This window comes from Pedobacter nutrimenti (assembly GCF_003208655.1).
GTDB classification, from domain to species: Bacteria; Bacteroidota; Bacteroidia; order Sphingobacteriales; family Sphingobacteriaceae; genus Pedobacter; species Pedobacter nutrimenti.
Genome location: NZ_QKLU01000001.1, coordinates 561312 through 584645 on the forward strand (window position 1 = coordinate 561312; position 23334 = coordinate 584645).

A 23334-nucleotide genomic window follows, 5' to 3' on the forward strand; every position below is an offset into this window, starting at 1 on the left:
ATTGTGTTCGGTTCTATAATGTTGAACTTTTAGATGATACCCACTTGATACTTTTGGATTAAGTTCAATCCAGATTCTTTTATTTAATGCCAAATTGAAATAAGATCATGTATCTACGTAAGGTAACAAACAAGGAACAAGCAGCACTGTTTCTAGACTTTCCAAAGCAACTCCATCAGACGAATCCCAATTACATTCAGCCCCTTGACAAAGATGTGGAAGCCATTTTTGACGAAAACAAAAATAAATGTTTTCTGCATGGTAAATGTACCCGATGGTTACTCTTTAATGATAAGCAACAAGTCATCGGTAGAATAGCCGCTTTTGTTAATTATGAATATTTACAAGCGCAACCAACAGGTGGTATAGGCTTTTTTGAATGCATTGATAGCGAAAGGGCTGCACATTATATGTTTGATTATTGTAGGTTCTGGTTAATGCAACAGGGTATTGAGGCAATGGACGGACCAATTAATTTTGGAGAACGGATGAACTGGTGGGGACTTCTGCTTGAAGGTTTTCATTCCCCTTTATATGGAATGAATTACAATCCACCTTACTACAAAAGGCTTTTTGAAAGTTACGGATTTCAAGTATATTTTTATCAGGATTGTTATAGTTTAAGTCTGCGAGAAGAATTACCGGATAAATTTTATAAAATTCGGGATAGAATTAAATCCAACGATTCTTATAAAGTCATTCCCTTTTGCAAAAAGGACCTTGTCGAATTTGCTCAAGACTTCACGTACATTTACAATAAATCCTGGCAAAACCATGGTGAAGGTAAATCAATCAAAGAAAAAGAAGCTGTTAAATTGTTCAAGGCAATGAAAGATGTGCTTGACGAAAAAACCATTTGGTTTACCTATCATGAAGGAAATCCAATCGCCTGCTGGTTAAATCTTCCTGACTTAAACGCTCATTTTAAATCTTTAAAGGGGAAATTTGGTCCGCTTGAGATGTTAAAGTTTTTATGGCAGCGAAAATTCAGTCCTACAAGAAAATTGGTTGGCGTGCTATTTGGAGTTGTGCCTGAATATCAGAATAAAGGGATCGAAGCTTTTATGATTGTTAATGCGCTGGAAACCATTAAATCTAAAACTCAATACAATAATTATGAAATGCAATGGGTTGGCGACTTTAACCCCAAAATGGTCAATTTTGCTTTAAACATGGGGGCACAAAGAACCCGTCAACTGGCAACTTATCGTTATTTGTTCGACGACACCAGGTCTTTCTATAAACACCCAACGATTAGCTAAGCAAAAGCTCATTACTTTTTATGGAATATCATTAAGCATCAGTAAACTGTTTATTATACTCTTTATAAGTTTTGCTATTGCGGTTGATTCTGGTTTATATCTCTGAAATCAATAACAGCTTCTACTTATTCAGGAAATTTAAAATATCTGTTAGGGTATCTAGTTGCATAAAATTTGGATGATCTAAAGAATGTTCATGTTTTTCATGCGTCCATAAGGTATGATACGGGATGTGTGCAGCATACCCATTAAGATCTAAAACAGGTATAATATCCGACTTAATTGAGTTTCCCAACATTAAAAAATGTTCAGCTTTACAATCCAAGTGCTTCAGTAATTTTTGATAATCTGCCATTTGTTTATCGCTCATGATCTCTATATGATGAAAATATTTCATCAAACCGGATTTTTTCAATTTACGCTCTTGATCCAATAAGTCACCTTTAGTTGCAACCACCAACCGGTATTTTCCTTGTAATTTATTTAATACTTCTTCCACCCCATCCAGAAGATTTATTGGTTTTTGAAGTAGTTCTTTACCCATTTGGATAATCTGTTCTATTAATCTCAAACTGGCAGTTCCGTCCGAGATGCGATAAGCGGTCTCTATCATACAAAGCACAAATCCTTTTATACCATAACCATACAATTGAAGATTGGTCATTTCTGTCTGAAACAACTCTTGAGAAATAGAATGAACTGGCAGGAAATCTTCCATTAAAGCACAAAACTTGAGTTCTGCTTCCTGAAAATAAGGCTCGTTCTCCCAAAGGGTATCATCTGCATCAAATGCGATAACTTTTATCTGTTCTTTCATTGCTAATTCGTAAATTTAATTGCAAAGATTCTTTATATTTTTTTTTATTAAAAGGACATTTGTCCCTGATTACAGAAATATGCTAAGAACCAATTTACCTTTTTTATCCTACATTGAGGAGCTCTACCAAAACCAAACCAATGATAGGCATATTACCCTAAGAACTTTCAGTCCCGGAGATTTACTTCTCAAACAGGGAGAACTTCCATTTAAGTTGTTTATTCTTAAATCGGGAATCGTTAAATGCTACTTTTATGAAGAAAATGCTAAAGGTTTTATCAATGAGTTTTTAAGTGATGGTGAAATAACCGGTGAACTGGAAACCATTAGAGGAATTCCTTGTTTATGTAATATCGAGGCTATTTCAGACGTACAGGCATTCGCTATTGATGCCTCAATATTTAATCTTTTGTTAGAAAAGGATACTAATTTGAATAAGTTGCTACTTCTTACACTGACTGACCGCATTATCAATACGAGTAGAAAGGCCTCTATTCAACAGTTGTATAAAACGGAGCATGGTTTAAAAAAAGTATTGGATCTTCAATCTCAGTATGGCGTAAATATTTCAAAAGAAGATCTAGCTGATTATTTAGGTGTAACCCTTAGGAGCTTAAACCGTCTGCTGAAAGATCTAAAATAAGGGTGGCCAGATCGCACCCTAAATATGTCCTAAATCCCCCAGATTTAAATAAAAGATTAAGTTTATTTTTGAGTTAAGGAGATGATGAAAACTTGATTATCATAAATGATTAATATATAAATTTAAAACTATGGCAGAAGTAAATCCTTATTTAACCTTCTTAGACAATTGTGAAGAAGCCTTCAATTTTTACAAATCTGTTTTCAACAGAGAATTTTTAACCCTTATGCATTTTGGGGATAATCCAGCAGAATATCAACCACCTGCTAATGAAAGTCATAAAGTTATGCATGTGGCATTGCCCATTGGAAAGAATACCATCCTTATGGGCAGCGATACACCAAATGGGACGGGTATTGTTACCGTTGGTAATAATTTTAGTGTCGCTATTCAGGCGGAAAGTGAAGAAGAAGCCAGTCACGTATTTAACGGATTATCTGCTGGTGGTCAGATAACGATGCCGCTTGGGAAAACTTTCTGGGCAGAATCATTTGGAATGTTTACTGACAAGTTTGGCATTAACTGGATAGTCAATTTTGCTCCCAACACATAAATAAAAAGCTCGCTTAACAAACACAAACAATCCGGGCATACGGCCCTCCCCTCTAAAAACAGACCGCTGAAATAGATCTCAGCGGTCTGTTTAATTTAAAAAGTGGACACTTATTTTATGGCGTTAATTTCGGCGAAACCATTATAACCCGACCCCATTCCACCGTTTAAAATGAATTTAACATACCGACAGGTGACTGGACCATAAAAGTTGATGTTCCGGTAATCTGGTGCATTCGCCGAGGAACTGGATAATACTGCATCTGTAGTGTAAGCACCCTGGCTTACCCAGTTTTGATTGTCCGTACTGGTTAATACTTCTATTTTAGTTGCATTATAGCTTGTACCAAAAGCATACGTCGGGGCCAGAATAAATCCTTTCACAGCATTTACAGCAGACATGTCTAGGACAATATTATTGTCAGCGCCACCCGCAAACCAATAAGTATTATTTTTTCCGTCCAGAACATTTATTGCAGGATAGGATGAAGAATAAGGTGTGCTGGCCGATATGATACTCCACGAAGGGTTAGTTCTATCTATTAGCGTACCGGCAGGAGTGGTTTTTTTGGACAGGTCTATATTGGTGTATTTACTGGCTGCCTTTATAAAAACTGTTCGGTAGCTGGAACTAGCTTGCACCCCTTTATCCTTACTGGAAACCTCTTTAACGGATAAAGGCAGAATATAGCCGTTCAGGTCATTTAGCTTAAGCCTGTCCAGCAACTGAATTTTTAGGGAGTCTGCAGAAACCACTTCACCAGCCTTGATGTTCAGCTGCGCCGGTCCGATAATTTTATAATTAGCCGCTGGTAAAATTACAAAATTAGATTTGTTGTTTTGATTGTATATTGCCAACTGGGATTCATCAACGCCCACACTGACCATGACGTCAGCAGATGTTTCTCTGGTCAGATAAGCAGCAAGCCGGGCCACCGAATCTCCGGATAAAGAAACCGGTGTTCTGATAAAAGCAATATCTGCCTGATGTACTGAAGGTCCGTCGGATTTTATAAAAGCCAAAAGCTCTTTTGAATTCATATTATTATCTTTTTTACAGGCAAATAGCAGACAACTGCACATTACGGTGAAAAAGAGCATATAAGGATTAACTTTTTTCATATTGAATTGGATTTGAACAGTTTTCAATTATTCACATTTAACATTGGGTACCCAGGTCACCGTGGAGCTGGCCGTCGCATTTCTGCCATGGCCACTTAAGTCGGTCGCGACTTTTCCAGTACCTTCATTGAATTTCCAGTAAGCTTCCAGACCTGCACTTTTTGGATCGATGCCACACATACCGTTTAAAATTTCTGTTTGTGATAAGGCTTTGGACCATATCCTACATTCGCTGATCAGGCCATTCAAAAGCCTTCCGTTAGCTGATCTTCCAATAAAGAAATCGCCATTGGTAAGGTCTACCTTGCGTGACGCATTCAAACTGGCAGACTGGACCCCGTTAACATATATTTTTATAGAGGATCCGTCAAATACCAGGGCAAGATGGTACCAGGTGTTTACCCCAAATTCATTGGGTACGGTTAATGGGGTTCCTCCTCCTGCCAGCTGGAGTTGATTTGGTTTAATGGTAACATCTCCAAACCTCAGCAAAAAGTTTTCTTCGATTCCCATTACTGAACTAATAAAAGGGTTTGAAGATTGAAAACTGTTGACCAGCACCCTTGCCTCCATAGAAACGACACTCATACTTTTTAAGGAGGCATTATTGACAGAAAAATCTGCTTTAAAGTAATTGCCCACCAGGCTAGCTACTGTTGCCCTGATGACCGGTTTTACAATGATGTAAATGGTCCTGGAAGATTCCAATACATTCAAGTCTCCTGTATTGGTTGAAATGGTTACCGGCATCATATAAGCAGAACCCTCTTTAAAATCTTTAACAGAGGTTACGCTAAAAGTTATTGCGTTCGAAACATTTGAACCGGCTTTGATGCTCACCTCTGCTGAAGATAAAGCATAACTACCTTCCGGAACTGCAAGATAATGTTTGCCATAAGTTTTATTATACTGTTCTACCAGGTCAGGAGCAGTTCTTAAACTTGCACTGATGGCTTGGCTTACCTGACCAGAAGCGGTAACGCTTACTGCAATACTTGCAAGTGTGCCGTTATCTACGGATAAAGTAACGGCTGGATTCACCTCTGTCCCGGTAATATAAAGGGCATCTTTGAATTTGTCTTTTTTACAAGAACTAAATCCGGCTACTGTAAACAGGAGCCCAATAAATAAATATTTTGCTTTCATTTTAATATGATTTGTTAAAACAGATGAATTAATGCACTGCAGGGTTCATAATTTGTATCGCCTGTCTCAGATATTTGTAATCTGGGGTATTGGCGTATTCATACTCCATATGATATGTTCCTGCCCCACCCTTTCTTCCTTGAGTGGGCTGCCAGTAAGCCATTCCAATTAAAGAAGGTATTGTTCCATAAATGGCATCCTGATAACTGGATCCACCTGTTTTCCATCCCGCCTCAAAATCCTCCGTAACAATAAACTTTTCCGGAGGGCACCAACTGGCAATGGCATTGTATCGGCTTTGTAAACCGGCTGCATTGGTTGTATAGTAAGCCTGTGCAATAGCATAATCTAGCAGTGGTCCGGCGGCGGCTTCCAGATAATTGACTTCGCCATCCACAATTAATAGTTTTCCTGTCCCAGCCTTGGGCCCCATAAAAGCAGAAAGCTCTTTGAGCAGAAGTGTCATGTTGCTTTTTACTTTAAAAAAAGTCCAGCTGCCCCCACCAACGTTCGGTTCATAATCGATATCAAAACCGTCTATGTTGTTTTTTGTAAGGGTGTCTGCAAGGGCTTTGGCAAGTAGTTTAATCCCATTTGGGCTCTTTTCAAATGGAGCAATGAGTTCGTCATCTGCAAATTTTACGTAAACAACCTTTATCCCCCTGTCTGTCTGTGCAGATCTCATCGCAGCCATTTGAGGGGATCCTGCTGTCGGTATGCCCCCCCATAAGCTCACAATATCAAGGCTGTCCGGCACACCTTCCCATCTTTTTTGAAGAGATGCAAATTTGCCGTCACCACCTGATCCACCTAGCCAGCCAAAGGCAATCTGATGTTTGGTCTTTTTATAAGCCCGCAGATTGGCCAGATATTCTGGTGTAGAAACAAATGGTTTTTGTAGTTCAAGGGGTACTGGCATATTCTGTTTTTTACAGGAAAAGCTCATCATCAGTACAAATGATGGGAATATATAATTGAAAAATAATCTTTTCATATTTCTGGTTCTAAAATGTTCAAATGAATAATGGTTACGGTTTTTTGTCCCACCATAATTTAGTACCTCCATTGTCAGGTCCGCCAAGCAAAGTCAATCCCTGCATCAAAGCGGCATTATTGTTCAGGTATTCATTCTGGGGAAAAGGACTGCGGCGAATTTGTATTTGTGTATCAATGGCTCCGTTACTATAATTATTTGCCACTGGAAAAACCTTCGGGTATCTGGTGCGCCTGAATTCCGACCAGGCTTCCTGCCCGTCCGGATAGAGTGCAATCCACTTTTGTGTAATAATCCGCTCAAGCTTACGTTCAAAATTATCTGATTCATTCCACTTTATAGTGATGGTACTCAGATTAGGGTTCCCTGTCGCTATACTATTTCCGTTATTCAAGGGATCGGTATAGGGTGCTGGCTTACTCAGTCCATCATTAATGTAGCTATTTGCGTCGCCTGCGCTCGCATTAGAGGCGCCCATAGGCTGGCTGAATGCTGTTCTGATACCAGTTTCATAAAGATTTTGTGCCGTTCCATTCATGCTCCAGCCCCTTATTGCCCCTTCGGCCCGTAGAAAATAAGCTTCCGCTGCAACCATCCATTGAACAGGTGTAGATAAGGTGACGTTCAAGGTCGAAAAAGGGTCATAAGCATGACCACTAAATTTACTGCCGTTCCGGATGCCGTGATAATCTGGAGTTGATCCGGCAGGTAAGGAGACTTTATTAAACAAAAGCCCTATCCTTGGATCATTGTACCCTTTTAAAAAGGATTCCATGTTCGCCCCCATTCTGGTGTCATTGTAAGGATAGGTAATGGTATAGAGCGGGTTCACATTGGAAGTGCCATCCACTTTAAGCAAGGCGTTGTCTCCATTGACCAGCATAACCCCGGCAGAAACGGCTTGTTCTGCTGCCTGCTGGGCTTTGGATGAATTGACATACGCAATTCGCATGGCGAGCCTTAATTTCAGGGTATTCGCGTATTTGAGCCACAGCACAAAATCACCCCCGTAGATCAGGTCAAATTTAGCAAGCGGTTTGGCTCCCGGATTTTTTTGCACAAAATCGGTAAGCGTGGCTATAGCTTCATCTAAATCCTTAAAAAAGGAATTGTAAATGGCTTCCTGCGAATCATAAGGAATATTGGTGCCGCCAGCGACGAATTTTAAATAAGGTAAAGGGCCGTATATATCTGTTACGCGGTGCATGGCTGTCACTTTTAAAATCTGGGCAAGGGCAAATGTACTGGGCGAGGAAAGTTCAGATTTTTGTCTGATAAAATACCAGGGGGCCATTTCGTTTTTAAATGCGTTGGCAAAGGCTGCTCCGTACCATGCGGGAATCATGGAGTAGGTGCTGTTGTTCACCCCGTTATTTCCATAGGCATCTGAGGTGCCCTGATGTCCGGAGTAAATGTCGCCCATGAGACTGTACATCAGTTGATAAGAATTGACATCTGCATTGTCCAGGTTATTGAGTACCGGCATGACTTTGGTTTCCATTTGGGTAATGAACCCCCCAAGTCCAAGGTTGTCGTATTTTAATTGTTCCTCTGTAGCATTGTTCGGGTTCCTGTTGTCCTCCATAAAATTTTTTGTGCAGGAATTCCCGGCGATAAGAACAGCAGCTGACAAAAGTAGTATGCAAATGTTTTTTTTATAATAGAATTTATTGTGGTTCATAATCTTTGTTTTACAGGTTAACTTTTACACTAAAACCAAAACTCCTAAGGCTTGGCAGCATGAAATAATCTATGCCCTGGAAATAAGTTCCGGTCGAAGCGGTACTTTCGGGATCGAAAGGAGCTTTGTTATAGAACATGAATAAATTCCGGCCAATTACAGAAACTGTGATATCCTGAACCTTATTGTTAAAGAATTTTGCCGGAAAGGTATAACCAAGAGAGGCCTCTCTTAGCCTTGCATTTGTGGCACTGTAAACATACTGGGACAAAACACCTGTTCCCAACCCAACAGTCTGATAATATTTCTGGGCATCGACCTTATTTCCATTTACAATGACCCCTCCGTTATCCCTGGCCTGGGCACTGGTGGCAGAAGTTCCGTAACCGTCCATTAAAGCCTGGGTAGCAGAAACACCAACTCCCCCAATGCGGCCATCAACCAGAAAGCTGAGGTTAAAATTCTTATAAGAAAAATTGTTTCTGAAACCAATCATGTACCTTGGATTGGAATTGCCTGCTTTAATCAGATTGTTATTGTCAATAGTCAGTGCGCCTGTAGCGGCATCTACCAAAATATAACCGTGTTCATCGACGGCAAGCTTGTTCACATAAATGTCTCCAAATGACCCTCCCTTATCTATATAGGATTTATAAGAATCGATACCGCCTTTGTCAAAATGATTGGTGTTTAACGGGGATCCATCTACAGGATTGATTTTGTTTTCCACCAGTTCCACGATTTTATTCCGGTTTAAGGTAAAGGTTGCTGTTGAATTCCATTTAACAGGCCCGATAGCTCCATCGTAACCAAGAGCAGCCTCTATACCTTTGTTGTTTACTTTACCCGCATTGACCGAAAAGGTTTCAAAACCACTTCCTTCAGGGGCTTTGTAGGTGAACAACTGGTTAAAGGTGTTCGAATAATAAAGGGTAACGTCCAGGTTTAATTTGTTTTGGAGAAATTTTGCATTCAATCCCAGTTCGGTTGCTTTTGTACGCTCCGGTTTAAGATCGGTTAGTGGCATAGTGGTATTCAAATTGATTCCGGATGGGCTGACCGGATAAGAGGAAATGGAAAGGAATCTTGGAATCGTATTGCCCACCTCGCTATAGGATCCCCTTATTTTTAAAAATGAGATGATGTTCTTTGGCAAATTGATCATGTCACTTACAATTGCCGAAATGCCCGCCGATGGATAAAAGAAAGACAGTTTACTGGTATTTGCCAAAGCAGAAGACCATTCATTTCTGGCCGTTAAATCCAAAAACAACTTCCCTTTATAACCCAGTTGTGTACTCCCGTAAATGGCCTGGCTCTGGTCATAGTAGCCATCCTGCAAAGCAGGAACGGGTTTGGTGTTGTTCAGGTTAAACAGGTTCGGCACGGTACTAAGGGGAGCCCCGTTACCATCAAGCGCATTGCCGGTCAGGTCATATCGGGTATTGGTCAGACTGGCGCCAGCTATTGCGGTAATATTGACATCGTTAAACGTTTTAGTAAGTGTTGCAAGAAAATCAGCATAAGTTTGCTTTGTTTTCTCATTCGAATTCAGATAGGACCCGTTTTCTGAATTGGCGGCCAGTAATGGTAAGGTAGAAGCATAATTTTTGATTTCATTTAAATTTGCGGTGTTATCTACCCTTACCCTCGCTGCAACATCCAGCCATGGCATAATTTTATACTTTAAAGCAGCTCCAAGCATATAGCGGTCCTTATCGTTGGTGTTAAAATCGCGGTTTGTCGTCCAGTAGGGATTCTGCATAGCAACACCAAGGTCTCCATATGGCCAGAACTGTGTTTTAAAATTGCGGCTTGCATTGAAACGTTCATACACCTTGTACTTTTCAATATCGTCTCCTCTTGGAAAAAGATAAAGAGGCACAATTGGATTAAAATACTGTCCCTGCGATAACATATTCTGGTTTTTCATCTTGATGTACATCAGGTTCAGGTCCAGGCTAAGTTTATCATCCAGGTAAGTAGAGGTATTGTGTAAGGTCAAATTGTACCGGTCGAAAGTATTGTTTGGAACAATTCCTTTGGCATTGACGGCTGCCGCAGAGAAATACGTCTGGTTTTTTTCAGTTCCCGTAGAGAGACTGATGCTGTTGCTGACATTTGTTCCGGTTTGGAAAAAATCGGCCGGGTTAAATTTACCTGTTTCAGCCAGTTTAGCACCCCAGCTGTCAAATGTCCCGGGATTTGAAGTACCGTAAGTATTTTGAAATTGCGGCATTACAAATGGCCGGTAAAAATTTGTACTATTAGAAAAACCAACATGAGTACGGTCACTCGCGCCTTTTTTTGTAGTAACCAGTATGACACCATTAGCCGCCTGACTTCCATAAAGTGCGGCTGAAGCTGCTCCGGTCAGAACAGACACACTTACAATATCCTCCGGATTGATACTTGAAATACCGTCACCGCTATCCCCTCCTCCATAAACACCTTTTGGCGTGGTGCTGTTTTTTGAAAAAAGGTTCGGCAAAGGTATTCCGTCCAACACATATAGGGCATTATTGTTTCCCTGCACAGATTTATCACCCCGCATAACCACCCGTGTTGAACCTCCTATACCTGAAGCACTGCTGTTGATGGTGATCCCTGCCACTTTACCCGATAAACTGTTTATAAAACTTGCATCGGGAACCCGGGTAAGTTCTTCACTCTTTAATTCCTGCACATTGTAGGTCAGTGCTTTAGTGGATTTTTTTATACCAAGGGCAGTAACCACCACTTGTTCCAAAACATTTTTTTCCTCTTTAAGTACAATATTCAACAGGCTCTGAGATCCTATAGTGATTGCCTGTTTTACATAACCGATAAAAGAGAAAACCAGAACATCTCCGGTACTGGCATCTATTACAAACTGGCCATGTGTATCTGTTCCGGTAACCTTGCCTGTGCTTTTGTTCAGTATGGATACTCCTGGCATGCTCAATCCTGCGGTATCTTTAACAGTTCCCCTGATTTGAACAAACCGGTCCGTTCCGGAAATTTGGGTGGTTAATTCTGCGGTGTTGTTTTTGGGTGAAACAACGATAAATTTACTCCTGATAATGAATTCCAGAGGCAGGTCTTTAAGGATTTCATTCATTGCTTCAGGCAATGATCTGTCCTTTATAGAGACATTCAATGGAGACAGGTTTTTTAACAGGTTCTTTTCATAAATAAAGTTGTAACCACTTTTTTTCTCAATCTGTTCAAAAACCGTTTCTATTTTTGCTTTTTTCATTTCCAGATTGATTTTCTGGGAATAACCTTTTGCTGCAGCCATCGTAATGGTAGCACAAAGTAAGAATAGTGTAATTCTCATAACGAGCCAGGTTTTTGATTGTTGGATTGCCCGAAAAAATTTTGGTAAATTTTTGTTGGTAGCATTTAATCGCATAAATTTGGTTAGTTAGGGTTAAAAAATATTCCTTCGCGGGAAATTACATTTGAGACCCGGTACTTATGACCGGTTTGCCCGCCAGCAAACCGGTTTTTAATACCAGGTCAGGTTAAACTGATGTTGTGTTTATTTCATAATTGTTATGGTTTTTCCTTCTGTTTTAAAATGAACCTTTTTGGTGAGTTCCAATAACCGGAGCAATTCGGATAAAGGAATGTTTTTTGGGAACCGGCCTACAAATTCGGCCTCTACTGGATCTGCATACACTACTTTTATATCATACCATTTTTCAACCTGCTGCATCAGGGTTTGTAAACTGATGCTGCTATAACTGAAAAGGCCATTTTTCCATGCCAGGACTTCATTTACATCGACTTTGTCCACTACACTGATTTGATGATTGTTTTTGAAGGTCTGTGCCTGCTGACCAGGGATTAATTTTTCACTGTGCTTTCCGGATTTCATGATGACCGAACCTTCCAGTAAAGTAGCTTTAATGGCTGTTCCTTCCTGATAAGCATTAATGTTAAAATGCGTACCCAATACCTGTACTTCCGATTCATTACCAAGCCGGACCTTAAAAGGTTTTGATACATCTTTACTGACTTCAAAATAAGCCTCCCCTATTAATTCCACCCTTCTTTCCTGGCCGGTAAATAAAGTTGGGTACTTTAAAGAAGATGCCGCATTTAACCACACCCTGGTCCCGTCTGGTAAATTAATCTGGTATTGTCCCCCGTTTGGTGTTTCAATACTGTTTGTACTCGGTTCGCCTTGGTCAGTTCCTTTGATATCGTAAACCAATTGACCATCTGTTGTTTTTCGGATAAGGATATTACCCTGCTGGGCCAGCAGGCCAGTTCCGGCAGCATCTAAAACAATTTTTTTACCATTTCCAAGGGTAAGTACGGCTTTGTTCCCTCCCGGCAAAATATGGCTTGCAGATGGTAATCCGGATACTGCTTTTTTATCTTTTTGCTGATAGAAATACCATGAGGCACCAAAAAGGACACAAAATAAAACTGCGGCATATTTAATCCAAAATGCATACAACGGATAAGCTTTTGATTGGGGTGCTTTAAATATATTAAAGAGTACCCTGTCCCGCAATTGAGTATCCAGTTTGGCCAAAGGGGATTGATCAGCATGGTAAACTTCTTCCATTAATTTCAGGAGCGGGTCATCAGATTTAAGATGCACAATATGCTGCATAAATTCTGTCCGCTCTTCGGGTGTGGCAGTCTTATCGAAATATTTGCCGAACAAATAATCTAATCTGGAATCTGACATTTGGTTAGTATTTAAAGACAGCTCAAAACTGCCTTTATACTAAAGACACGCAGAAGGCAAAAAGGTGGTAATCAAAACTAAAAGTTTTTTAAAAAAATAAGTGGGCTCATCAAAATGAGCATAACCATTTCATCCATGTTATTTTTTACATATTCTTTTATCGTTTTAGTTGCAAGATAAATGTGCTTCTTTACCGTTTCTGGCGACAACTGTAATTCCTTTGCTATTTCCGTATATTTTAATCTTTCATGCCTGCTTAACCGGTAAATTTTTTGCTGTTGTTCTGGTAAATGATCAATAGCCTGTTCAATCAGTACACGGAAATTTTCATAGTGGTCTTCAACATCGGCCTGCGGGTCTGATCCTAATTCTTTTTCCCAGGCCTGAAAACGCAAGGTCTGACTGGCCAGCTGTCGTAAGTGATTTAAAGCTTTATTTTTACAAAGCACAAACAGGTAGGCACTAAAATTATTGATGCGGGTGAGTTCTTCTTTCTTTAACCATACTTTTATAAATACCTCCTGTACAATTTCCTCAGCAGATTCCATTGACTCAGTGAGTTTGTATACGTAACTGCCCAGTGATTTATAATGGGCATCAAACAAAACGGTAAACGCACGTTTGTCTCCCTCACTGGTCCTTCGGAGCAGTTCACTTTCATTTGGAAGAGGTGCAATAGCCATTTGGTTAGGTGTAAATCAGCGACGTAAGATAAATATTAAATGATGGTTAAGAAAAAAATAATTTAAATGTTACCAGCTAAAATAACCAGGCTAAAACCGATTATTTAATCGGTTAAATCTATTTTCCTGAAATACTTTCTGCCAATAGTTATTTAGCCCTATTCCTTTCTACTGGCTTAATTCCTTTAAGAAAAACCTTAATAATCAAGGCGATTTAGAAGTTTTTATCTTTGCAGTAAAATCACAGGACTGCGTTCTTCTTTGTTGTGGTTTCCAGTCTTAAGAAACATGCCTTTTTCTTCAAAAAACGGAAACGATTCCGTAAATAAACTCGGAAAAAAGACGAATAGACGTCAAAAATCAAGTTATGTTTGATAATGGGTCTAAGCAGCCCTGTTACTTTAACCAAGTATTTACTAAACCTGAACATGATGAAAACAAAGGACGGCCCCTAACCTTGCTTTGGCCTTCTTGGCAATAAGCATAAACAATTACTCAAAATTTATCACAAAAATTATGAAATCAAAACCTTTACAGTCTAAACTACTGAAGGTTGCGTTTTTACAGGTTATATTCACCACCCCTCTTATCGGAAATACATGGGCAACATCGCGCTCTAATCCCATTCCGACCGGATCTTTGGACAGAATGACCATTAATGCAACCTATACTAAAAAAAACGTTACCGTAAGCGGAACGGTCACTGATGAGAACCATTTACCACTCCCGGGAGTAAGCATAAAAGTCAAAGGCACTAACATTGGTACTTCTACAGATTCCAATGGAAAATATACCTTGGTCGTCCCAGACAACGGGGCAATACTGATATTCTCTTCTATCGGTTTCAACACTAGAGAAGTATCTTTTAATGGGCAAAAAAGCCTTAATGTGCAGTTAAATTCTGATGCGAAGAACCTGAATGAACTGGTTGTTGTTGGTTATGGTACACAAAAAAAGAAGGATGTTACAGGTTCAGTAGGATCTGTTTCCCTGACCAATGTTGAAAAGACACCCGTTTTCGGTACAGCCCAAATGCTTCAGGGACAGGTAAGCGGCGTCCAGGTTACACAAACTAATTCTCAACCAGGGGCAGCTTTCAGCGTCAGGGTAAGAGGAACAAATTCGATCAACTTCAGCAGTGATCCTTTGTATGTTGTTGATGGTTATGCCGGTGCTGATATTACAGCTTTAAATTCTAATGATATCGCTTCAATTGATGTTCTTAAAGATGCCTCCTCAACGGCTATTTATGGTAACAGAGGCGCAAATGGTGTGGTTATCATTACAACAAAATCAGGAACTGTAGGTAAAAATACAATTTCCGCGGATGTATATTCTGGATTTCAACAAGTTGGAAAAGTGCTTAAAATGATGAATGCGACTGAGTTTGGGACATATTTAAATAGGGTTACAACCTATTTAAATCAAAACAACACCACTCAAACCCCGCTTCCTTACACCCAGGCACAACTCGATGCATTAGGTGAAGGTACCAATTATCAGAAAGAATTATTCAGAACTGCACCAATTACCAATGCAAATGTGGCAATGTCCGGTGGTTCAGAAGGCACCAAGTATCTTTTGAGTTTTAACTATTTCAATCAAAAAGGAGTTATTTTGAATTCTGGCTATCAGCGTGGGACAATGAGATATAATTTCAATCGTGCAGTGAGTAAAAAGTTAAATTTTGGCCTGAATTCACAGGTTTCTTATGATAAACAAAGCCTGGCAAATGTGAATACAACCGGAGGAAGTACAGGAGGAACCTTATTGGATGCCCTCAGAATAAACCCTGCAGTTCCCATTTTTGATCCAACTGGCTCATTTACTTTTCAAAATGGTCCAGCTGGTTATGCCAATGTTTTGGGCAATCCCATAGCGGCTGCAACATTGAACATCAATACAATAACTAATCTTCGTTTGTTTGCAAACGCCTTTGCAGATTATGAATTTATTCCTAATCTTAAATTAAAAGTAAGTGTTGGTACAGATGACCGTTTTTCCAATGAACGGACTTTCAGACCGACAACAACTTATCTTGGCAAAAATACAAATGGTTATTCTCAGATTGTTAACCCACAAAACCTGACCTGGTTAAATGAGAACACCCTAAGTTATAATACCGTATTAAACAAGATACATTCTCTTAGCGGAGTAATAGGTTTTACGTATCAGGAATTCAAATTCAGTAGTAATACGACTACGGCTACAGCCTTAACCACCAATAATCTTGGTACAGATAACCTTGGTGTTGGGGGTAGTGTAACCGCCACATCGACTGCTAATAAAATTACTCTAGCCTCCCTACTTGCAAGGGTAAACTATAGTTTACTGGATAAATACCTTTTAACTGTCTCTTACAGAAGAGACGGAACTTCGACTTTGGGAACAAAGAATCAATGGGGAAATTTTGCATCGGGAGCCCTAGCCTGGAGGGTTTCATCTGAAGAATTTCTTAAAAACATAAAGGAAATTAGTGACCTTAAATTAAGGTTAGGCTATGGTATAACCGGAAATTCAAATATTCCTGCTTATTCTTCTTTATCTCAATACGTGTTCAATACTTACTACCTAAATGGCCGTGTTGTTGGCGCTTCTCCCAATAACATTGGAAATCCGAATTTGAAATGGGAAAGTACCAGAGCAATTAATGGAGGGGTTGATTTGGGTTTATTTGCAAACCGGCTCACTTTTACGGCCGACTATTATGATAAAAGAACAGATAAATTGCTTTTTAACAGAACTGTACCCTCAAGCAGCGGTTTTACAACGGTAATTGATAACATTGGTTCAGTGAGTAATAAAGGCTTTGAATTTTCAATAACCTCTCAGAATATACAATCAGAAAAAGTAAAATGGTCTACTTCTTTTAATTTTTCAAGAAACATCAATAAAATACTTAGTCTAGGGGATGTAGATTTTCAATATACGGGTAATGTCAGTTCAAGTTTATATCCTGGAGGTAGAAATGCAGCGATATTACAGGTTGGAAAACCAATCGGCTCATTTTATGGTTATGTATTTGATGGTATCTGGCAAAGTGCACAGGAGATTGCCCAAAGTGGAATTACTTCAGCTGTAAAGCCTGGGGATCCTAAGTACAAGGACCTGAATGGCGATCATCTTATAAATGATGGGGACAGAACAATTATTGGCCAGGCCCTTCCTAAATTTAGCTATGGCCTCAGTAGCAACCTGACGGTAGGTAAGTTTAACTTATTTGTACTTGTTCAGGGGGTATATGGGAATCAGATCCTGAATGAGAACAAAGTAGAAATTGAAAATGGGACTTTATCAGATAATAAACTGGCTTATGTTTTAACTGACAGTTGGAATGGTCCTGGTACCAGTAATACACTACCTAGTGTGGGAAGTTCTTACCGTAGAGGATTGGGGCCAACCAGCGATATACTGGAAAGCGGAAGTTACCTCCGCTTTAAAACCATAACATTGACCTATGAGTTGCCTTTACCGAAAACGTCTTCTATTTTCAAGACCGCGAGTGTATATGCTACAGGTCAGAATCTTTTTACGATTACTAAATATTCCGGTTATGATCCCGAGGTGAACTCTTATTCAAATACCGCCGGGAACTACACTTCTCTGGGTACTGACTATAATCCTTATCCAAATATAAGGACTTATACTTTGGGATTAAGATTAGGTTTTTAACCATTAAACAGAACAGAATATGAAAAAGATATTTATAGCTTTAACTTTAGTGCCTCTGTTTTTTGCTTCTTGTAAAAAATCATTGGAAGAAAAGCCATACAGCGTATTGACACCTGTCAATTTCTATACAAATGCTGCCGATGCACAGCTTGCTATTAATGGTGTGCTTAGTCAATTGCAACCACAAGCCTATTATCAACGCACTATTTACCTGATTACAGAACTCACAGGAGATGCTTTAGTTCCATTGCTAACGCAGAATCAGGAACGGATTGATTTATACAAAATGCAGTACAATTCCGCTAATATCGAAATCCAGAACTGGTGGCAGAACAGTTACAAACTGATTAGTCGTGCTAATGATGTCATTGCGAATGTTCCTGGAATCAATATGGATGTTAGCGCAAAAAACAATATTGTAGGTAATGCTATGTTTTTAAGGGCAATGGCCTATTTTGATTTGGTCAGAAGTTTCGGTGATGTGCCGATGATACTTGAGCCAATTAAAGGGTTGGATGATCCAAATCTTTATCCTGACAAAACACCTACAGTTAAGATCTATGCACAGATCATCTCAGATCTCAAATATGCAGAAGCCAATTGTTTTGCAGAAAACAAAATTACTTCAAAAGGAATGGTTTCTTCTGGAGCAGCTTCAGCAATGCTGGCAAGAGTATACCTCCAACGAGCAAGCACTTCGGTTGCAGATGCTCAGGATAACCAAAATGCGTTAACTTCATGCAACAAAGTGATAAACTCTGGTATTTATAAGCTGATGACTAATTACGCTGATGTATTTGATTGTGATAAAAAATATTACCCAACACAAACAGAGCATATTTTTGATGTACAGTTTGGTGAGGATAATACGACAACACAAAATATTATTATCAGGATGTTTAGCCCTTCCGTGCTTCAGGGTTCAGGCTCATTTGTTGCTAATTTGAATCTCTTTAATAATACCTATACAAAAGACGATGTAATCCGTAAAAACTGGAACGTTGTTAATAAGGCTGGCGCAACCACGGTAACTCCTTATATTTCAAAGTATAAAGATCCAAAGTGGGTTCCAGGAAGCAATAACTCACGCGTTAACTGGATCGTTTTGCGTTATGCCGATGTACTAATGATGCAATCTGAAGCTATGAACAATCTTAATCCTGCTGACCCTGCTAAATTTGACGGTTTAAATGCAGTCAGAGCAAGAGCTGGCCTGACCCTACCGACACAGCAGTTAAGCTTGGCCAATACACCTACATCATCTGCTTTTGTTGACTCACTGGTTAAAGACCGGTCAAGGGAACTATGCGTAGAAGGCCATAGAAGATGGGATTTAATTCGACTGGGAAAATATAAAGAAGTTCAAAAAGCGGTGAACAATGTTACTGTACAGGATTTTCAATTACTTTTTCCTATCCCCTCTACGGAGTTGGACGCAAACAAAAAGCTTAAACAGAACCCTGGATATTAAAATTGTATGTAAAACAAAAAGCCGGCCCAATAAGGCCGGCTTTTTGTTTTACACTTCCATGATTGGAACTATTTCTGATTCAGGATCAGGAGTCGAAGTTGGAAGCCCGGACTCTTTAGCCCTTTTAATGGCCAGCTGGTTAACCCTGTACATCAGAAAAATACTGATCAGAGAAATTACAACCACGACATAGCCAACGATATCATAATGTTGAAGCGGGCTAAACTTATCCTTCTGAACCACAATCAGGCCTGATACAGCCGCCGCTATTCCACCAGCAATCTGCTGAAGAGAGGAATTTATGCTCATAAACGCACCACGATCAGCCATGTCCGGCACTGCACTTGTCAATGCAGATGAAGGAACCATTCTTCCCATAATGCCCATCATCATCACAACATTAAGACACATAACAATCCAAAGTGGTGTAGCGGATAAATTTGTATAGATCACACAGGTAATGATCATCCACAAACAGGATATAGTAAACAGTTTATATTTGCTTACCTGGTCACTCAGACGGCCAATAAGAGGCATAATGACCAGGGCGGAAACACCAGAAACCATAAAAAGCAATGGCAACTGCTTTTCTGTTACCCCAAGGTTATTTACTGCAAAAACACTACCAAATGGCATCATCATAAAACCGCCAATAGAAAGTACTGCTGTGGCCATATACCCAATATGATAATTGGATTTTACCAATGTATGCAACAGATGCTTAAAAGCAGTCTTGTCTCTTTGCATTTTCAAATGCTCATTTACTGGTTTTAGTTTTAGCGCAATAAAAATTGCAATCAGAATAGCCATCCCTGCAATCATTAAAAAAGGAGCTTCCCAGCCCCATAAGTTGGCTATAAAAAGGCCTATAGGAATACCCAGGACCTGACTTGCCCCAAAACCCATCTGTACAAAGCCCATTACTCTTCCTCTTTGTTCCAATACAAAAATATCGGCAATAATAGCCATTGAAATGGAGCTGATGACACCACCAAACAAACCGGTGATGATACGGGCAGCTACCAGTACCTGATAGGATGTTGAAATACCGCAAAATATAGTACCTGCAATAAAACCTGTATAAAAGAAGAGCAATAGTTTCTTACGGTCAAAACGATCCGCAAAACCCGCGGTTAGTAAACCCGAAATACCTGCACTGAAGGCATAAGCAGAAACTGCGATACCAAAATGAGAAGGCTTCATGTCCAGAGATTTTATGAGCAAGTCTCCCAGAGGAGACATGACCATAAAATCCAGTATCACCGTAAATTGTGTAATTGCTAAAATAAAAATGACAAACTTCTGGTAGTCTGTAAAATTGTTGGTTTGTTTAATCTTCATAAATATTATTTTAATTCACAGCACTCATAGCCATGATCAGTTATCAGTTTAATTATTTGTTGATGTTTTAAATGATGAGATACAATCCTCAGAACATAATCCTCATCATCCAGATCTATATTCCAGCCGGCAATGTTTTGCTGGGCGTCGAGTACAGATTGTACGACTCGTCTGTCTGATTCAGATTTGATGTCTGTCTTAAAAAGCAGGATATGATCAAAATTCTCCATTGTCTGTAATGATTAATAAGTTAAAACTAACACTTTAAAGCTTTCACAACCAGGTCAAAACTCTGCCAGAGCATCTCATCTGTCAGAACAAAAGGTGTACCTCCCAAACTTTGACCTTCATTGTTAAATTTAATCAGTGCATAAAGTGGTGCATAGGCAATAGACCAAAATACCTCCAGGGGCATGGCATTAATCTCGCCGCGGGACACCACATTTTCCATAAATTTGCCAAGAGTAAGTGAAATATCTCCCATAAATGAAGCTAAAAATTGTTCCTGATACGGCGAAGTTCTTAGCTGTTCATAAAACAGGCCGATGGATTTATTCGCCGTCATGTGCCTGTAACGGTTTTGCCATTGCCTGCGCAATCCATCTTCAAAAGAGGAATCAGGGTCAAAGTCTTTTAGCGTAGCTGCCGCCATTAAGGCACCATGTTCTATGGCAAGATTTAAAATAAGATCGTCTTTATCTTTATAGTAAATATAAAGCGTGGCCACGGAAATGCCACAGGCTTTGGCGAGTTTATTTACGCTAAAGTTTTCAAATCCACCTTTTCCAATTAATTCTATCGCTTTTTGTTTAACCAACTGCTCCTTTTCGATACATCTTGCTCTCATAATACAAATTATACTCAAATATAAATGAATGTTCATTCATTTATGAAATCTATTTAAAAATAATAGATAATGAGAAGAATAGGTCTCTGCAGACAAAAGGAATAAATTAGTTTTAGCCAGAATTCATATTAAATATATTCTATATTTAATGAAGATAAACATCTAAATGCAAGCCCTATGCTGAAACGCACAAAAGGAAGGACTTTAAACAAAATCAGACGATTTTTTAGCGTACTCGGTCCTGGTCTGACCACAGGCGCAGCAGATGATGATCCATCAGGTATTGCTACCTATTCCCAGACTGGCGCGCAGTTTGGCTATGGCCAATTATGGACAGCATTGTATATGTTGCCTTTTATGGCAGCTGTACAGGAAGCTTGTGCCAGGATAGGTCTGGTTACCGGTAAAGGGCTCGCCGCTGTGGTCAAAGAACATTATAGCAAAAAAGTCCTGTATGCAGTTGTCAGTCTGGTGGTTATTGCCAACACCATAAACATTGGGGCTGATATTGGCGCCATGGCTTCAGCAGCCCAACTCTTGTTTCCGGTCTCCTTTATTGTATTGACATTATCGTTTACAGCCGTAATCCTCATACTTGAAATATTTACGAGTTACAATGTTTACTCCAGAATATTAAAATGGCTGGCATTGGCCTTATTGGCCTATCCTATTACTGCCTTTATAGTAGATCAGCCATGGGGGACAGTATTAAGGGCCTCCGTTGTGCCGCATTTTGAATGGAATTTTGCATTCCTTTTTATCATTACTGGAGTGCTGGGTACAACCATATCCCCTTATATGTTTTTTTGGGAGGCCTCTCAAGAGGTTGAAGAACAGAAAAAGGCAAATCTGACCAGGGAAAAAAATCTTAAAATCAACTGGAGACATATTCATAAAATGCGTCTGGATAACAATTCCGGTATGATCATTTCCGAAATTACCACCTGGTGTATTCTACTTGTGGGGGCTACTGTGCTACACAACAGCGGTGTCCGGGACGTTAATACAGCGGCTGATGCGGCAAAAGCCCTTGAACCACTGGTGCACTCCTTTCCCAATGCAGGTTATCTTTCCAAGCTTATTTTTTCCATAGGGATTATTGGCCTGGGTCTGCTTGCAGTTCCTGTACTTTCTGGCTCAGCGGCTTATGCAGTATCTGAGGCTTTTAATTGGGAATCTGGTCTTAACCTTAAATTGAGAAAAGCTTATGGCTTTTACGGTGTTATTATTATTGCAACCCTAATTGGCCTGATTATTAATTTTATAGGTATTGACCCTGTTAAAGCACTTGTATATGCCGCAGTTCTAAATGGTGTGGCCGCCGTCCCCCTATTATTTCTAATTGCTAAAATCGCAGCCAGTGAAAAAATCATGGGTGAATTTAAAAGTGGCTGGCTATCAAAAATTCTGCTTTGGTTTACTTTTATAGCCATGGGCGCTGCAGCTATTGCTATGTTTTTTACCCTTGGTCAGTAAGATCTTTTTAGAAAAACAATTTTAAAAAGTGTTATTTTCGCACCATAAAACGAACAACTCCGTTACCTATGAAAACAAAAAAACTAATTGCGGCCGCTTTTGGTGCTATGGCAATTTTGGCTGTCTCACAGCCCGTTCATGCTCAATTTCTAAAAAAATTAAAGGACAAAGTTAATGCCCAGCTAGACAAAAAAGTAGATGATGTATTATCCGGCAATAAAAATACAGCTCAGGGTTCTGCTTCATCATCTGCACCTTCTTCAACTACCGAGGATAAGAAGTTTTTTGAAAAAGCAGCGCTATCCTATAATTTCAGCCCAGGTAAAGACCAAATTTTTGCTGATGACTTTTCTAAAGATGCATCCGGAAGGATGGCTTTATCATGGAAAACAGGTGGATCCGGTTCTGTAGAAAAATTCCCAAACCAGGAAGGCAAATGGCTGATTTTTAATGAATATACCAGTTATAAACTTAAGAGCGATAAAGCGCTTCCTTCAAAATTCACCATAGAATTTGATCTTGCAACCCATAGTTTAACAGATACGGAAGATCTTGGAAGCATAGGCTTTGGTTTCGCTCATGACAATGGAAATACCAAATTTATTTCTGATGCTTATAATGATAATGCAATTACGCAGACAGAAATAAATTATTATGGGAAAACCGTAAATAACGCAAGCAGCGAGACGAAAATAAATAATACGGTTAATTTTCCGCTTGCAGGTTATGCCATTGGAAAGATGCATGTTGAGATTGCTGTAAATGGACAGAACATGTTGGTTTACCTGGATAAAGTCAAAGTGCTCGATACAGATATGTTTCTTAAAAGCACAGGAAATAAATATTTTTATATCAGTGCCCCCTTTAAATTGAAACACGATGCTCAGGTTGGGATTAGTAATTTTAGATTAGCAGCATTGTAAAATAATATAGATTACTT

Annotated in this window: 18 protein-coding genes; 7 read left to right on the plus strand and 11 right to left on the minus strand. The window is 39.4% G+C overall.

Going from position 1 to position 23334, the window contains the following annotated elements; genetic code table 11:
• Positions 1-215: 215 nt before the first annotated feature.
• A complete protein-coding gene (locus tag B0O44_RS02280; protein ID WP_211321290.1) occupies positions 216-1262 on the plus strand; it encodes a hypothetical protein in 1047 nt (348 codons plus the stop codon).
• A 121-nt stretch (positions 1263-1383) separates the two neighbouring features.
• On the opposite strand, the gene B0O44_RS02285 is transcribed toward B0O44_RS02280, so the two are convergent.
• Complete coding sequence (locus B0O44_RS02285) at positions 1384-2079, minus strand: HAD family hydrolase (RefSeq protein WP_110827073.1); 696 nt, start codon at positions 2077-2079, stop codon at positions 1384-1386.
• 79 nt (positions 2080-2158) lie between these two features.
• On the opposite strand from B0O44_RS02285, the gene B0O44_RS02290 reads away from it, so the two are divergent.
• Positions 2159-2722 (plus strand): Crp/Fnr family transcriptional regulator, encoded by a 564-nt coding sequence (locus B0O44_RS02290; RefSeq protein WP_110827074.1) that lies wholly within the window; start codon positions 2159-2161, stop codon positions 2720-2722.
• 130 nt (positions 2723-2852) lie between these two features.
• Positions 2853-3275 (plus strand): VOC family protein, encoded by a 423-nt coding sequence (locus B0O44_RS02295; RefSeq protein ID WP_110827075.1) that lies wholly within the window; start codon positions 2853-2855, stop codon positions 3273-3275.
• A 110-nt stretch (positions 3276-3385) separates the two neighbouring features.
• Here the strand turns inward: B0O44_RS02295 and B0O44_RS02300 are convergent, their stop codons facing one another.
• The 7 genes from B0O44_RS02300 to B0O44_RS02330 form a co-directional block, all read right to left on the minus strand.
• Positions 3386-4315, minus strand: a complete 930-nt coding sequence (locus B0O44_RS02300) for a discoidin domain-containing protein (protein ID WP_170123249.1) — start codon at positions 4313-4315, stop codon at positions 3386-3388.
• 108 nt (positions 4316-4423) lie between these two features.
• Complete coding sequence (locus tag B0O44_RS02305; RefSeq protein ID WP_110827077.1) at positions 4424-5542, minus strand: DUF1735 and LamG domain-containing protein; 1119 nt, start codon at positions 5540-5542, stop codon at positions 4424-4426.
• Between the two features lie 28 nt (positions 5543-5570).
• On the minus strand, positions 5571-6536 hold the full coding sequence (locus tag B0O44_RS02310) for a glycoside hydrolase family 18 (protein ID WP_170123250.1): 966 nt from the start codon (positions 6534-6536) through the stop codon (positions 5571-5573).
• Positions 6537-6570: 34 nt separating this feature from the next.
• The gene (locus B0O44_RS02315; protein WP_110827079.1) at positions 6571-8217 is read right to left on the minus strand and encodes a RagB/SusD family nutrient uptake outer membrane protein; all 1647 of its coding nucleotides are present in this window, start codon (positions 8215-8217) and stop codon (positions 6571-6573) included.
• Between the two features lie 10 nt (positions 8218-8227).
• Entirely contained in the window at positions 8228-11536 is a 3309-nt protein-coding gene (locus B0O44_RS02320) for a SusC/RagA family TonB-linked outer membrane protein (protein ID WP_110827519.1), read from the minus strand.
• A 204-nt stretch (positions 11537-11740) separates the two neighbouring features.
• Entirely contained in the window at positions 11741-12904 is a 1164-nt protein-coding gene (locus B0O44_RS02325) for a FecR family protein (RefSeq protein ID WP_110827080.1), read from the minus strand.
• A 77-nt stretch (positions 12905-12981) separates the two neighbouring features.
• Positions 12982-13587 carry an RNA polymerase sigma factor gene (locus B0O44_RS02330; RefSeq protein ID WP_110827081.1) on the minus strand — a complete coding sequence of 202 codons (606 nt, stop codon included), beginning with the start codon at positions 13585-13587 and terminating at the stop codon, positions 12982-12984.
• Between the two features lie 516 nt (positions 13588-14103).
• On the opposite strand from B0O44_RS02330, the gene B0O44_RS02335 reads away from it, so the two are divergent.
• Positions 14104-17259 carry a SusC/RagA family TonB-linked outer membrane protein gene (locus tag B0O44_RS02335; protein ID WP_110827082.1) on the plus strand — a complete coding sequence of 1052 codons (3156 nt, stop codon included), beginning with the start codon at positions 14104-14106 and terminating at the stop codon, positions 17257-17259.
• A 19-nt stretch (positions 17260-17278) separates the two neighbouring features.
• Positions 17279-18730, plus strand: a complete 1452-nt coding sequence (locus B0O44_RS02340; RefSeq protein ID WP_110827083.1) for a RagB/SusD family nutrient uptake outer membrane protein — start codon at positions 17279-17281, stop codon at positions 18728-18730.
• Between the two features lie 48 nt (positions 18731-18778).
• Here B0O44_RS02340 and B0O44_RS02345 read toward each other — a convergent pair whose 3' ends face one another.
• Genes B0O44_RS02345 through B0O44_RS02355 form a run of 3 tightly spaced genes read right to left on the minus strand, consistent with a single transcriptional unit; the run spans position 18779 to position 20918 of the window.
• Positions 18779-20071: an MFS transporter gene (locus tag B0O44_RS02345; RefSeq protein ID WP_110827084.1), complete on the minus strand. Its 1293-nt coding sequence runs from the start codon at positions 20069-20071 to the stop codon at positions 18779-18781.
• A gap of 5 nt (positions 20072-20076) precedes the next feature.
• Positions 20077-20301 carry a hypothetical protein gene (locus B0O44_RS02350; protein WP_110827085.1) on the minus strand — a complete coding sequence of 75 codons (225 nt, stop codon included), beginning with the start codon at positions 20299-20301 and terminating at the stop codon, positions 20077-20079.
• 26 nt (positions 20302-20327) lie between these two features.
• Positions 20328-20918, minus strand: a complete 591-nt coding sequence (locus B0O44_RS02355; RefSeq protein WP_110827086.1) for a TetR/AcrR family transcriptional regulator — start codon at positions 20916-20918, stop codon at positions 20328-20330.
• A 177-nt stretch (positions 20919-21095) separates the two neighbouring features.
• Here B0O44_RS02355 and B0O44_RS02360 point away from each other — a divergent pair, with 177 nt between their 5' ends.
• On the plus strand, positions 21096-22394 hold the full coding sequence (locus tag B0O44_RS02360; protein ID WP_110827087.1) for an NRAMP family divalent metal transporter: 1299 nt from the start codon (positions 21096-21098) through the stop codon (positions 22392-22394).
• 68 nt (positions 22395-22462) lie between these two features.
• On the plus strand, positions 22463-23317 hold the full coding sequence (locus B0O44_RS02365; protein WP_110827088.1) for a hypothetical protein: 855 nt from the start codon (positions 22463-22465) through the stop codon (positions 23315-23317).
• Positions 23318-23334: the final 17 nt, after the last annotated feature.

What these genes read in the sequence shown, in the direction of transcription:
- B0O44_RS02285 (WP_110827073.1), bottom strand. Translation starts at nt 2,079, where the DNA reads ATGAAAGAACAGATAAAAGTTATCGCATTTGATGCAGATGATACCCTT.
- B0O44_RS02290 (WP_110827074.1), top strand. Translation starts at nt 2,159, where the DNA reads ATGCTAAGAACCAATTTACCTTTTTTATCCTACATTGAGGAGCTCTAC.
- B0O44_RS02295 (WP_110827075.1), top strand. Translation starts at nt 2,853, where the DNA reads ATGGCAGAAGTAAATCCTTATTTAACCTTCTTAGACAATTGTGAAGAA.
- B0O44_RS02300 (WP_170123249.1), bottom strand. Translation starts at nt 4,315, where the DNA reads ATGAATTCAAAAGAGCTTTTGGCTTTTATAAAATCCGACGGACCTTCA.
- B0O44_RS02305 (WP_110827077.1), bottom strand. Translation starts at nt 5,542, where the DNA reads ATGAAAGCAAAATATTTATTTATTGGGCTCCTGTTTACAGTAGCCGGA.
- B0O44_RS02310 (WP_170123250.1), bottom strand. Translation starts at nt 6,536, where the DNA reads ATGAAAAGATTATTTTTCAATTATATATTCCCATCATTTGTACTGATG.
- B0O44_RS02315 (WP_110827079.1), bottom strand. Translation starts at nt 8,217, where the DNA reads ATGAACCACAATAAATTCTATTATAAAAAAAACATTTGCATACTACTT.
- B0O44_RS02320 (WP_110827519.1), bottom strand. Translation starts at nt 11,536, where the DNA reads ATGAGAATTACACTATTCTTACTTTGTGCTACCATTACGATGGCTGCA.
- B0O44_RS02325 (WP_110827080.1), bottom strand. Translation starts at nt 12,904, where the DNA reads ATGTCAGATTCCAGATTAGATTATTTGTTCGGCAAATATTTCGATAAG.
- B0O44_RS02330 (WP_110827081.1), bottom strand. Translation starts at nt 13,587, where the DNA reads ATGGCTATTGCACCTCTTCCAAATGAAAGTGAACTGCTCCGAAGGACC.
- B0O44_RS02335 (WP_110827082.1), top strand. Translation starts at nt 14,104, where the DNA reads ATGAAATCAAAACCTTTACAGTCTAAACTACTGAAGGTTGCGTTTTTA.
- B0O44_RS02340 (WP_110827083.1), top strand. Translation starts at nt 17,279, where the DNA reads ATGAAAAAGATATTTATAGCTTTAACTTTAGTGCCTCTGTTTTTTGCT.
- B0O44_RS02345 (WP_110827084.1), bottom strand. Translation starts at nt 20,071, where the DNA reads ATGAAGATTAAACAAACCAACAATTTTACAGACTACCAGAAGTTTGTC.
- B0O44_RS02350 (WP_110827085.1), bottom strand. Translation starts at nt 20,301, where the DNA reads ATGGAGAATTTTGATCATATCCTGCTTTTTAAGACAGACATCAAATCT.
- B0O44_RS02355 (WP_110827086.1), bottom strand. Translation starts at nt 20,918, where the DNA reads ATGAGAGCAAGATGTATCGAAAAGGAGCAGTTGGTTAAACAAAAAGCG.
- B0O44_RS02360 (WP_110827087.1), top strand. Translation starts at nt 21,096, where the DNA reads ATGCTGAAACGCACAAAAGGAAGGACTTTAAACAAAATCAGACGATTT.
- B0O44_RS02365 (WP_110827088.1), top strand. Translation starts at nt 22,463, where the DNA reads ATGAAAACAAAAAAACTAATTGCGGCCGCTTTTGGTGCTATGGCAATT.